Genomic DNA, 11,631 nt, shown 5'->3' with positions numbered 1-11,631 from the left:
ATGAATATCGGCCAGGCAGCCAGTGAAACGGGCGTATCGGCAAAAATGATACGCTACTACGAAAGCATTACCTTACTCAAACCCAGCGCGCGCAGCGACGCCGGTTACCGCATCTACACGCCGAACGACTTGCACGCCTTGCGTTTTATCAAGCGCGGGCGGGGGCTGGGTTTTTCGCTGGAGCAAATCCGTGAACTGCTGTCGCTGTGGCAAAACGACCAGCGCGCCAGCGCGGACGTGAAAGGCATCGCCCTGGCCCACGTCGCAGAGCTCAACAAGCGCATCGCCGAACTGACGGAAATGCGCGATACCCTGGCCCACCTCGCGCAATCGTGCCATGGCGACGACAAGCCTGATTGCCCCATCTTGCAAAGCCTGGGGCTGGCCGGCGATACGGAAGCGAAACCATGTTGCCATTGATGTAAATCAACGGAGGTGCATATGGCGTATGAACTGTACTATTGGCCCACGATACAGGGGCGTGGCGAATTTATTCGCCTGGCCCTGGAAGAGGCGGGCGCCGACTACCGCGACATCGCCCGCTTGCCCGAGCGCAAGGGGCAAGGCATGCCGGCCATGCTGGCCTGTCTCGATGGTGACAATACGCCACAGGCCGCCTACGCGCCGCCCGTGCTGCGCGATGGCGACTTGCTGATCGGCCAGACCACGAATATCCTGTTGTATCTAGGCCGGCGCCTGGGCCTGGCGCCGCGCGCGGAAAGCGGCCGCCTGTGGCTGAACCAGCTGCAGCTGACGATGGCTGACTGGCTGACGGAAGTGCACGACACGCACCATCCGCTGTCGATGAATCAATATTATGACGAGCAGAAACAGGCGGCCCTGCAGCGCAGCGCCGATTTCCGCGCAACACGCTTGCCCAAATTCCTCGATTATTTCACCCAGGTCTTGCTGAACAGCCGCGGCCAGTACCTGCTGGGCGCAAGACTCACCTATGGCGACCTGTCGCTGTTCCAGATGCTGGCCGGCCTGCATTATGCGTTTCCGCAAGCCATGGCGCGTCTGGCGCCCGCCTATCCTGCCTTGCAGGAATTGCACGATACGGTGGCGGCGCGGCCGAACATCGCCTCTTATCTGCAGTCGACGCGCAGAATTGCGTTCAATGAGGAAGGCATCTTCCGGCACTACCCCGAGCTGGACGGATAAAAGAACAGCCGGCGCAAGGGCCGGCTGTTCTGCGTGCGTATCGTTTTGCGTGTCGCTTATTGTGCGCTGGTGACGGGGTAGCCCGCCTCGACGATGGCGGCGCTGATGGCGCCCAGTTCGGCGGGCGATTCCACCGTGACGCGCTTGCTGGCCAGGTCGATCTGCACCTGTGCGGCAGGATCGACGCCTTGCACCGCTTTCGTGACCGAGCCGACGCAATGGCCGCAGCTCATGTTTTCAACTTGTAACTGATACATGCAAGCACTCCTTGAATGATTAAGTGCTCCCACTGTAATCCTTCCCCCGATGGTAAGGTCAAGGGGAAAGCTGGCGTGAGGATCAATTCAGCAGAAAATCGTCAGCTTGCATGGGCGGCGGCACATTCTCATCCTGCACGGATTCGCGCAGGCTGATTTCGATGGCGCGGCACATGGCCGACAGGGGCAGGTCGTTGGCATCTTCGCCGAACGGTTCCTCGATCTCGTCGCCCAGGGCATCGAGGCCAAAGAAGGTATAGGCGACGATGGCGACGACGAACGGCGTCATGAAGCCCAGCGAATCGACCAGGCCGAAAGGCAGCAGGAAACAGTACAGATAAGCCGTGCGGTGCAGCAGCAGCGAATACGAAAACGGAATCGGCGTGCTGCGGATGCGTTCGCACGAGGCGCCCGCCGCTACCATGGCCGAAACCGTGTTATCGATCTGTGCGGTGAGGATGCTGTCGATACGCCCCTGCCGGACGCAGTCGGCCAGATCATGGCCCATCTGCAGCATCAGGTAGTCGGACGGGTTCGAGGCCTTGCAGGCCGCTTCCCATTCAGCCGGGCGCAGCAGCGGCTGCAAGTCGTCCGGTCCGCGCGTGTCGCGCAACTGGTGGCGCAGGGCGTGGCAAAAGGCGATGGTGCGGTAGATCATGCGCACGCGCACATCGTCCAGGCCCAGCCGGGCGTGGGCGGGCGTATCGCTGTGGATCATGGTCTGGCACTGGCGCGAGAAATTACGGCTACGCAACACCAGTTCGCCCCACAGCTTGCGCGCTTCCCAGTAGCGGTCGTAGGCGGCCGTGTTGCGAAAGCCCAGGAAGATCGCCAGCGGCAAGCCGATCAAAGTAAACGGGATGGTGGTGAGGATGATCTTGTGGTCGAACAGGGTGCCGTGGCACCAGGTGACCAGGGTGGCGATCAGGGTATTGACGATGAGGGTGGTGCGGATGCGCGGCAGGACGGAGCCGCGCACCACCAGGAACAGCCGTAGCGCCGATGGACGCTCGCGCACGATCATGCTGTGCTCCCGGTTTGGGGCTGGTGATCGGCAAGGAGGGAAAGACAGAATGGCAAAGGCCGGGAACAAAAAGCCCGCTGTGTGTGCGGGCTGAGCAGGGTGTGCATGGGAAACAATGTAGGGGAGACGGCTTGAGTATAGGCCGCAGACCTGTTTCCAGCCAATTCACAGTGGCGATAGCGGTTATTCATTTCATGAATGAATATTTCATTTGTAAGTATTTGTGTGAATTTCAGTGCGGCACTGAGCCGAGCATACGATAGGTAGCCAAAAAATCATAGCGGCAAGCTGGCGTGCATGGCGATGCGTGACAAAGGGAGAGATTTGCCGCAGGGGCGTCTGTTAGGCTGAGTGAGCTTATTGGAAATATTTCCTAAGGCAAATACGCCTGCCTGATAGCCGCCGCCAGGGGCCTGGCCATGCTCGTTCATCCTTCTTTGGAAAGTGGTCTACATGTTTAAAGTTTCCAGTATCTGCCTCGCCACCCTGATCCTGTTGCAAACACCTGCCAGCTGGGCCGGCCAGCCCGCTCCACTGAGTGCCCGGCAGCAGGCGCTGGCAGCGCAAATCGATGCCAGCATCGCGCCCTACTACAAGTCTACCGAACCGGGTGCCGTCGTCATCGTCGTCAAGGATGGCCTGCCCCTGTTGCGCAAGGCGTATGGCTTGGCCAGCGTGCAGGATGGCCAGCCGCTGACGCCCGACATGTCGCTGCGCCTGGGTTCCATTTCCAAACAGTTCACGGCCGTCGCCATCCTGCTGCTGGCCGACCAGGGCAAGCTGGCCCTCACCGATGACATCACGACATTCCTGCCCGACTATCCGACCCACGGCAAGAAAATCACGATTGCGCAGCTGCTCGCGCACACCTCCGGCATCCACGACTATACGGTCAAGCCTGAATTCGTGCCCAACAGCACGAAAGACTTGAGCGTGGCGCAGATGATCGATTTCTTCAAGAACGATCCGCTCGATTTTGAGCCGGGCACGCAGTGGCGCTACAGCAGCTCCGGCTATTTCCTGCTGGGCGCCATCATTGAAAAGGCTACGGGCCAGCCGTATGCCACTTTCATGGAACAGCAGATCTTTGTGCCGCTGGGCATGAACGACACAGCCTATGAAGGCCACGAGCGCCAGCCGGGCAAGCGCGCGGCCGGACATATCCGTTCGGGCGAGGCGTATGTGCCGAACCTGCCCCTGAGCATGACGCAGCCGTATGCGGCTGGCGCGCTCGTCTCCACCGTGGACGACCTGGCGCGCTGGGATGCGGCCATTTCGGATGGCAAGCTGCTCAAGGCCGCCACCTGGCAACTGGCGTTCACGCCGGTAAAACTGAACGATGGCAAGGCCACCCGCTACGGCTATGGCTGGATGCTGGGCACTTGGCAAAACACGCCCGTCATCCACCATGGCGGCGGCATCAATGGCTTTGCCACGTATGCGATGCGCTTGCCCAAGGAAAAAGTCTACGTGGCCGTGCTGGAAAATTCGGACACGGGCCTGGTCGACCCCGATGTGGTGGCGCGCAAGGCGGCCGCCGTCGCCGTGGGCCGGCCGTATCCCGAGATCAAGGTCATTACGCTCAAGCCCGCCATCCTGGATGCCTATGCGGGCGTGTACGCCATCAACGACAAGGCCGGCTACACGATCCGCAACTTCGAGGGCAACTTGCTGCTGCAGCGCACGGGCCGCCCGGCGCAACGCATGCTGGCCTATTCGCCAAATGGTTTCCTGATTGAAAATACGCTCACCACAGCCGAATTCGAGCGGGGACCGAAGGGAGAGGCGCAGCTGATTCTCAATGATGGCGGCGAATCGAAGTCGGTGCACGAGCGCGCCAGCGCCGCGAAACCGGCGCGTACGGTGGTTGCCATGACGACGGCGCAATTCGATGCCTACGTGGGCAAGTATGCGCTGGCGCCCGAGGTCTACCTGGAAGTGACGCGTGAAGGCGATAAATTCTTCGCCCAGGTGACGGGTTTCCGCAAGCTGGCCATGCTGCCGATGAGCGAGACGGCATTCTTCTCGAATGAAGTCGATGCGGAAGTGCGCTTCAGCAAGGATGCCGATGGCAAGACGCAACAACTGGTGCTGCGCCAGGAGGGGCAGGACATGCCGGCCAAACGCGTAAACTGAGTTTCCCTGGCTGATTTTCCATCCGTGCACAGGCGCCGCAAGGTGCCTGTTGTCATTGACCGTTATGTTGGCGTGCGTACTGTCGCGCTGCCGGTCCTCCAACATACTGCCCAGCTACCCCACGCAATCCCGGGGCGCCACGACCAAGGAAACCAGATGAGCTATCAGACCACGAATCCCTACAGCGAACAGATCGAGCAGACCTTCACTGCGCATAGCGATGCGCAAATGGACAGTATATTGGCCCAGGCCGCCACCACGTTCGAGAGCGACTGGCGCCAGCGCAGCTTTGCCGAGCGCAAGGCAGTGGTCAAGAAAGCGGCCATGCTACTGAAAGAGCAACGCGATAGCTTCGCCAAATTGATCACCGTGGAAATGGGCAAGCTGCTCCAGGAAGCGCAGCAGGAAGTGTCGCTGTGCGTGAAAATCCTCGACTACTACGCCGATAATGCCGAGCAATTTCTTGCGCCTAAGCAACTTGACGTCAAGCGCGGCGCGGCCAGCGTGGAAATTGCGCCGCTGGGCGTGATCTTCTGCGTCGAGCCGTGGAATTTCCCGTACTACCAGCTGGCCAGGGTCGCGGGTCCGAATTTGATGGCGGGCAATACCTTGGTCGTGAAACACGCGTCCAACGTGCCCCAGTGCGCACTGGCCTTTGAAAAGCTGTTCCTCGACGCGGGTGCGCCAGCAGGCGCCTACACGAATGCGTTCTTTTCCAGCGAGCAAGTGGCCACGGCCATTGCCGATCCGCGCGTGCAGGGCGTGGCGCTGACGGGCAGTGAGCGCGCCGGCGCCTCCGTGGCGGCCACGGCCGGCAAGGCCCTGAAAAAAACCACGATGGAACTGGGTGGCAGCGACGCCTTCATCGTACTGGACGACGCCGACATGGACCTGGCCGTCAAGCTGGCCGTCATCGGCCGTATCCAGAATGCGGGTCAGGTATGCGACGGCTCGAAACGCTTTATTCTGGTCGACAGCATTGCCGATACCTTCGTCGAACGCTTCCAGGCAGAACTGGCCAAGCTGCAGGCAGGCGACCCCATGGATCCCGCCACGACCCTGGCGCCGCTGTCGAGCAAATCGGCGTTGGACTTGGCCGTCAAGCAAGTCGGCCAAGCCGTGGTGGGCGGTGCGAAATTATTGCTGGGCGGCAAGCGCATCGAGCGCGCCGGCTACTTCATGGCGCCGACCATCCTCACCGAGGTGACGCCAAGCAATCCCGTCTACTACCAGGAATTCTTTGCCCCCGTCGCCATGATCTTCCGCGTCAAGGATGACGACGCGGCGATCACCCTGGCCAACGATTCGCCATTCGGCCTGGGCGGCACCATCATCACGGCAGACGTCGCGCGCGGCAAGCGCCTTGCCAGCCGCATCGACACGGGCATGGTGTTCATCAACTCGCCCGCCATCACGGCGCCGGACCTGCCATTTGGCGGCGTGAAACATTCGGGTTATGGCCGCGAATTGTCCGATCTGGGCATCATGGAATTCGTCAACCGCAAGCTGGTGCTGGTCGGCTGACCGGGCGACCTCGGGGGCGCTGCCTCAGGCCCCCAGCGCTTGCCAGCCATACCAGCCGAACGCCGCCGTCCACGCCAGCAAGATCGCCAGTCCCGGCAACAGCATCCATTTCGTCAGCGTTTCTTCCCACGCCACAAAAGCGCGTCCGCCGCGCGCGATGGCCAGCAGCGCCTGTCCGCCGTTCAAGCCGGCGAACGGCAGCAGGTTGAAGGCGCACAGTTTCAACGAGAACAGGGCGAATACCAGCGCAAAGCCGTGCGTGCGGGCAAACGTTTCCCCTTCACCCAGCAATTCCTGCGCCGTCGACAGCGGCGCCAGCGCACCGTGGACGATTTGTCCGAAGGCGGCGACAAAGCGTTCCCAGCCCGAGGCTCCCATGATGCCCAGCGACAAGGCCAGCAAGACGACCACGCCGCTCAGCGGCAACACGAACTGCTTCCACAGCGGCTGAAAGTTATAGGCGTCATGGCAGGGGTCGTCGTCATACAGCGTTTCTTCACGCGTATCTTTCAGCACCACATTGCCGGCCAGGGGCAGCAGTTTGACGCGCACTTTGCCCCAGCTCAGCAAGGTCGGACCCACGCCGTAGCTGATGCTGCGCAGCGTGATGCCGAACAGCCTGGCACAGGCCGCCATGACGGAAATGTGGATCAACATGAAGATGAGGAGGCACAGCAGCAACTGGAAGGCGGGAGGCATCGGATACGGTGTCCTGGAGGAAAGAGAGCGGTATTAGACCATGTCGCAGGAAAAAGTCGCGCACACGAAAAAGCCCCGCCTGCATCGCTGCAGCCGGGGCTTCGAATGACTGGAGCAGCTTGCGCCGCCCGCTATAACTTACAGCACTTCGCTGGCGTGGTCGGCCAGGCGCGAACGCTCGCCGCGGGCCAGGGTGACGTGGCCGCTGTGGGTCCAGCCCTTGAAGCGGTCGACCACGTAGGTCAGGCCGCTCGAGCCTTCTGTCAGGTACGGCGTGTCGATCTGGGCGATGTTGCCCAGGCACAGGATCTTCGTGCCGGGACCGGCGCGCGTGACCAGGGTCTTGACCTGTTTCGGCGTCAAGTTCTGTGCTTCATCGATGATGAGGAACTTGTTCACGAACGTGCGGCCGCGCATGAAGTTGAGCGACTTGATCTTGATGCGCGAGCGGATCAGGTCTTGCGTTGCAGCACGGCCCCATTCGCCGCCATCGGAGTCGGACTTGTTCAGCACTTCCAGGTTGTCGTCGAAGGCGCCCATCCATGGCGACATCTTTTCTTCTTCCGTGCCTGGCAGGAAACCGATGTCTTCGCCCACCGGCACCGTCACGCGGGTGACGATGATTTCATTGTAGAGCTTGGTTTCCAGCACTTGCGCCAGGCCGGCGGCCAGGGCCAGCAGGGTCTTGCCGGTACCGGCCTGGCCCAGCAGGGTGACGAAGTCGCATTCCGGATTCATCAGCAGGTTCAGCGCAAAATTCTGCTCGCGGTTGCGCGCCGTCACGCCCCACACATTGTTCTTCGTGTGGCTGAAGTCGCGCAGGGTTTGCAGCACGGCCGTCTTGCCGTTGATCTGTTTCACCTGGCCGTAGAACGGCGTTTCACCGTTTTTCGGTTCCAGGTAGATGAACTGGTTGACCAGCAGCGATGGGATGAACGGGCCCGTCACGCGATAGAAGGTGGAGCTGTAGCCGTTCTTGCTTTCCTGCCACGATTCCATGTCCTTGCCGTGCTTGTTCCAGAAGTCGTCCGGCAATTGCACGATGCCCGAGTACAGCAAGTCCGTGTCTTCCAGCACATGGTCGTTGAAGTAATCTTCGGCCGGCAAGCCCAGTGCGCGCGCCTTGATGCGCATGTTGATGTCCTTCGACACCAGCACCACGGGGCGGCCTTCCTGTTCCGATTCCAGCGAGCGCACGACGGCGAGGATCTGGTTGTCGGCCTTGCCCACTGGCAAGCCAGCTGGCAGGTCGGCGCTTTGCAGGCGCGTCTGGAAGAACAGACGGCCCTTGGCATCCTTGTTGCCCAGCTTGGACAGCAAGATGCCGTGTTCGATGGCATCGTCATCCGTGTTGCTGATCAGGGCGTCGAGCGTGCGCGAGACCTGGCGTGCGTTGCGCGCCACTTCCGTCATGCCCTTTTTGTGGTTGTCCAGCTCTTCCAGGGTCATCATGGGCAGGTACACATCGTGTTCCTCGAAGCGGAACAGCGACGATGGATCGTGCATCAGTACGTTCGTGTCGAGCACGAACAGCTTGCTGATGCCGCGCTGGTCGGCGGCGCGGCTGGCGGACGACTTGAGCTGCACTTCGACCGCCTTGTGCTTGGCCGGATGTGGCTGCTCGGCTTGCTGGACGGGCTTGATCGGCGTGACCTTGCCTTTTGCCGCCGGCCTGGCTTTCGCCGCAGGCGCGGCAACGGCGACAGGCGCGGCCGCAACCGGCGCAGGTGCAGGCGCCGGCTTGGCAACCATCAGGGCCGCCACTTGCTTGATCTTCGTGGCCGCATTGCGGACCGGCTTGGCAACTTCGGCGATCGCCGCTTCAATGATCGGTGCAGCCACTTTCTTGGCTGCCGGGGTTTTGGTGGCCGGGCGCGCTGCGCCTGCGGTCGGGTAATCTTGGGTGGACAGGATGGTGGCTGGCTTGCTCGGTAATTTTGGCAGTGGCATCAGGATCTCAATCAAAAAATTTCTGGAATGAATCGCCCATGGGCAGCCAGCTTCTGGCGGCACTTCTCATGGGGTGGATGCGGGGGAACAACAATGCTACAGGACGAGGGACTGCCGGAAGGCCGGCAACATGGCTGGTCATGGACGCCATCGGCGGGCTGCAGGCCCGCCTGGCGGAGTGGGTGGAGGCGCTTCGTTGACTCAAAATGGCGATAGGTACCGTGAACTGAACTGCGGTTGAGCTAATGTCGAACCAATCTGGCTGGAGGCTGACAACGCGCATGCGATCAGAACAGATGATCAATTCAGACGCGCCACGAATTCCAGCACTTCTTCCACGTGAGTTGCGACCTTCACGCCTCTCCATTCTTTCACCAATCGGCCCTGGGCGTCAATCACAAACGTGCTGCGTTCGACGCCACGGACCGTCTTGCCATACATCTGTTTCATCTTCATGACGTTAAACAGCAGGCAAACGGCTTCGTCCGGGTCGGAAATGAGCTCGAATGGCAGTTCCAGCTTGGCTTTGAAGCTTTCGTGCGAGCGCAGGGAATCGCGGCTGATGCCGTAGATTTCCACGCCGGCGGCGACAAATTGCGCATACGCGTCACGGAAGGCGATGTTTTCAGTGGTGCAGCCGGGGGTGTTGTCCTTCGGATAGAAAAACAGTACCGTGGCCTTGGCCGGACGGCCCAGCAACTGAAAGGTCTTGCCGCTGGTCATGGCGGCACTAAAGTCGGGTATGCTAACGAGGGATTGGCTATCAGCCACAGGTTCTCTCCTGAACGGTGATCATCAGCGCTGTTTTTTAATCTGGCAACGCATCCAGGTGCAACAATACAGCATTCAGGCCGCTTTGCCCTGCACAATCAGGCGTCCCGAACGTCCGGGCAACTCATCCCAGGTGATGGGGCAAACGGGCAAGTCCGACTCTTTTATCTTTTCATAATAATCGCCCATCGCTGCAAATTGGTAGCCCTGGGCTGTCCAGCCAGCCAGCAGTTTTTCGAAAATGGGGGCGAGTTTCTGTCCTTCAAGTTCCGCATGCAAGGTATACACGTGGTCGCGCGGATTGTCCGCCGTCAGCGACAATATATGCGCAGCAACATTGCCGGTCGTGATCAGCTTGCCGTCGATTTCGCAGCCCAGCAGTTCGTCCAGGGTGGGCAGGGTGGTGGGCAGTTGTACGCATTGCAGGATGGTGTTGCCGTTGCGCACGCGGTGCGGGCCATTGCTCGGATGCACCATGGCGCCGCGCGCGTCGAGCATGGCGCGGCCATCGGAGGCAAAGCGGTAGCCGGCCGTGTCGTGTTCGACAAAGGCGCTGACATTCATTTGCCAGCCGGCCGCGCCGTGCGTGTGCGGCTTGGTGCCAAACACCTGCTCGTAGCGGTTGGCGGCCTTGCGCATCATGTTGATGGTCCAGGCGGCGTTGCGCTTGGCCACGTTGTCTTGCCACAGGGTGTGATCCCAGGTGTGGATGCCGCACTCGAAACCGGCATCGCGCACGGCGCGCAATTGCGCCGCGCATTGCTTGCCGATATCGGGGCCCGGCAGCAAGGTGCCGTACATCAATGTTTTCAAGCCGTAGTGCTCGACCACCGAGGTGCGCGACACCTTGCTGAAAAAGCCGGGCTTCAAGGCGCGCCGCAGGGCCCAGCCCGTGTGGTCGGGGCCCAGCGAGAACAGAAAGGTGGCTTTGGCCTGGTGCGCGGCCAGCATGCGCACCAGATTGCCCATGCCTTCACGGGTGCCGCGATAGGTATCGACGTCGATTTTCAGGGTCAGGAACGGCTTGCTCAACATTAATCCATCAGGGCTTTGGCTTGGGCTACCTGGCTGCGGTAGGCGTCGAAGATATTGCGCAGGGAATCGGCCATGGTGGTGCTTGGCGCCCAGCCCAGTTCTTCGCAGGTATTCGTGATTTTCGGCACGCGGTTTTGCACGTCCTGGTAGCCGGCACCGTAGTAGGCGCCCGACGTCGTTTCCACGATTTTCACGTGTTTCGCGCCTTCGGCATATTCAGGATACTCGGCAGCCAGGGTCAGCATCATGCCGGCCAGGTCGCGGATCGAGTAATTGTTGACTGGATTGCCAATGTTGTAGATCTTGCCGCTGGCGATGCCATTCTTGTTGGCGATGATACGCATCAGCGCATCGATGCCGTCATCGATGTAGGTGAACGCGCGTTTTTGCGCGCCGCCGTCGACCAGCGAGATGTTCTCGCCGCGCACGATGTGGCCGAAGAATTGCGTCACCACCCGCGAAGAACCTTCTTTTGGCGTGTGGATCGAGTCCAGGCCGGCGCCGATCCAGTTGAATGGACGGAACAGGGTGAAGTTCAAGCCTTCCATGCCGTAGCCCCAGATCACGCGGTCCATCAATTGCTTGGCGTTCGAATAGATCCAGCGCGGCTTGTTGATCGGGCCGCAGATCAGTTCCGAGTTTTCCGGATCGAATTCCTCGTCGTGGCACATGCCATACACTTCCGAGGTCGACGGGAACACCAGGTGCTTGCCGTACTTGGCGGCCGAACGGACGATAGGCAGGTTGGCTTCGAAGTCCAGTTCGAACACGCGCAGCGGCTGCTTGACGTAGGTCGACGGCGTGGCGATGGCCACCAGCGGCAGGATCACGTCGCATTTCTTGACGTGGTACTCGACCCATTCCTTGTTGATCGTGATGTCGCCTTCGAAGAAGTGCATGCGCGACTTGTAGTTGTCATTTTCCAGCAATTCCGTGATGCGGTCCGTGTTCATGTCCATGCCATAGACATGCCAGTCGGTGGTTTCCAGGATGCGCTTGGACAGGTGGTGGCCGATGAAGCCGTTGACGCCTAAGATGAGGACTTTTTTCATGTGAGATTCTCTTGAGTGA

At 60.6% G+C, this 11,631-nt stretch carries 11 protein-coding genes; 4 read left to right on the top strand and 7 right to left on the bottom strand.

The window, feature by feature from the left end; genetic code table 11:
• Both cueR and FJQ89_RS11600 read left to right on the top strand, forming a co-directional pair.
• Positions 1 to 420, top strand: coding sequence for a Cu(I)-responsive transcriptional regulator (cueR, locus tag FJQ89_RS11605; protein ID WP_141170287.1), 420 nt, complete (start codon positions 1 to 3; stop codon positions 418 to 420).
• Between the two features lie 21 nt (positions 421 to 441).
• Entirely contained in the window at positions 442 to 1,164 is a 723-nt protein-coding gene (locus FJQ89_RS11600) for a glutathione S-transferase (protein WP_205704598.1), read from the top strand.
• Positions 1,165 to 1,220: 56 nt separating this feature from the next.
• Here FJQ89_RS11600 and FJQ89_RS11595 read toward each other — a convergent pair whose 3' ends face one another.
• Positions 1,221 to 1,421: a heavy-metal-associated domain-containing protein gene (locus FJQ89_RS11595; RefSeq protein ID WP_099762867.1), complete on the bottom strand. Its 201-nt coding sequence runs from the start codon at positions 1,419 to 1,421 to the stop codon at positions 1,221 to 1,223.
• 82 nt (positions 1,422 to 1,503) lie between these two features.
• A complete protein-coding gene (locus FJQ89_RS11590; RefSeq protein WP_141170285.1) occupies positions 1,504 to 2,445 on the bottom strand; it encodes a bestrophin family protein in 942 nt (313 codons plus the stop codon).
• A gap of 453 nt (positions 2,446 to 2,898) precedes the next feature.
• Between FJQ89_RS11590 and FJQ89_RS11585 the strand changes: the two genes are divergently transcribed.
• Positions 2,899 to 4,581 carry a serine hydrolase gene (locus FJQ89_RS11585; protein ID WP_141170284.1) on the top strand — a complete coding sequence of 561 codons (1,683 nt, stop codon included), beginning with the start codon at positions 2,899 to 2,901 and terminating at the stop codon, positions 4,579 to 4,581.
• A gap of 156 nt (positions 4,582 to 4,737) precedes the next feature.
• Positions 4,738 to 6,105, top strand: coding sequence for an NAD-dependent succinate-semialdehyde dehydrogenase (locus tag FJQ89_RS11580; RefSeq protein WP_141170283.1), 1,368 nt, complete (start codon positions 4,738 to 4,740; stop codon positions 6,103 to 6,105).
• A gap of 24 nt (positions 6,106 to 6,129) precedes the next feature.
• Here FJQ89_RS11580 and FJQ89_RS11575 read toward each other — a convergent pair whose 3' ends face one another.
• From FJQ89_RS11575 to FJQ89_RS11555, 5 genes are all read right to left on the bottom strand, one after another.
• Positions 6,130 to 6,804 carry a site-2 protease family protein gene (locus FJQ89_RS11575; protein WP_141170282.1) on the bottom strand — a complete coding sequence of 225 codons (675 nt, stop codon included), beginning with the start codon at positions 6,802 to 6,804 and terminating at the stop codon, positions 6,130 to 6,132.
• A gap of 138 nt (positions 6,805 to 6,942) precedes the next feature.
• Positions 6,943 to 8,754 carry a PhoH family protein gene (locus FJQ89_RS11570; protein WP_141170281.1) on the bottom strand — a complete coding sequence of 604 codons (1,812 nt, stop codon included), beginning with the start codon at positions 8,752 to 8,754 and terminating at the stop codon, positions 6,943 to 6,945.
• A gap of 300 nt (positions 8,755 to 9,054) precedes the next feature.
• Positions 9,055 to 9,525, bottom strand: a complete 471-nt coding sequence (locus tag FJQ89_RS11565; RefSeq protein WP_168208442.1) for a peroxiredoxin — start codon at positions 9,523 to 9,525, stop codon at positions 9,055 to 9,057.
• 75 nt (positions 9,526 to 9,600) lie between these two features.
• A complete protein-coding gene (locus FJQ89_RS11560) occupies positions 9,601 to 10,560 on the bottom strand; it encodes a polysaccharide deacetylase family protein (RefSeq protein WP_141170280.1) in 960 nt (319 codons plus the stop codon).
• A complete protein-coding gene (locus FJQ89_RS11555) occupies positions 10,560 to 11,612 on the bottom strand; it encodes a bifunctional UDP-4-keto-pentose/UDP-xylose synthase (RefSeq protein ID WP_096237160.1) in 1,053 nt (350 codons plus the stop codon). The genes FJQ89_RS11560 and FJQ89_RS11555 overlap by 1 nt, the downstream gene beginning before the upstream one ends.
• Between the last annotated feature and the right edge of the window lie 19 nt (positions 11,613 to 11,631).

This window comes from Janthinobacterium tructae (genome assembly GCF_006517255.1).
GTDB lineage: Bacteria > Pseudomonadota > Gammaproteobacteria > Burkholderiales > Burkholderiaceae_D > Janthinobacterium > Janthinobacterium tructae.
The sequence above is the reverse complement of the archived record's forward strand: the minus strand, read 5'-3'. Positions and strand labels throughout refer to the sequence as shown.

Excerpts from the sequence above, each read along its gene's own strand:
- cueR (WP_141170287.1), top strand. The coding sequence starts at position 1 with ATGAATATCGGCCAGGCAGCCAGTGAAACGGGCGTATCGGCAAAAATG.
- FJQ89_RS11600 (WP_205704598.1), top strand. The coding sequence starts at position 442 with ATGGCGTATGAACTGTACTATTGGCCCACGATACAGGGGCGTGGCGAA.
- FJQ89_RS11595 (WP_099762867.1), bottom strand. The coding sequence starts at position 1,421 with ATGTATCAGTTACAAGTTGAAAACATGAGCTGCGGCCATTGCGTCGGC.
- FJQ89_RS11590 (WP_141170285.1), bottom strand. The coding sequence starts at position 2,445 with ATGATCGTGCGCGAGCGTCCATCGGCGCTACGGCTGTTCCTGGTGGTG.
- FJQ89_RS11585 (WP_141170284.1), top strand. The coding sequence starts at position 2,899 with ATGTTTAAAGTTTCCAGTATCTGCCTCGCCACCCTGATCCTGTTGCAA.
- FJQ89_RS11580 (WP_141170283.1), top strand. The coding sequence starts at position 4,738 with ATGAGCTATCAGACCACGAATCCCTACAGCGAACAGATCGAGCAGACC.
- FJQ89_RS11575 (WP_141170282.1), bottom strand. The coding sequence starts at position 6,804 with ATGCCTCCCGCCTTCCAGTTGCTGCTGTGCCTCCTCATCTTCATGTTG.
- FJQ89_RS11570 (WP_141170281.1), bottom strand. The coding sequence starts at position 8,754 with ATGCCACTGCCAAAATTACCGAGCAAGCCAGCCACCATCCTGTCCACC.
- FJQ89_RS11560 (WP_141170280.1), bottom strand. The coding sequence starts at position 10,560 with ATGTTGAGCAAGCCGTTCCTGACCCTGAAAATCGACGTCGATACCTAT.
- FJQ89_RS11555 (WP_096237160.1), bottom strand. The coding sequence starts at position 11,612 with ATGAAAAAAGTCCTCATCTTAGGCGTCAACGGCTTCATCGGCCACCAC.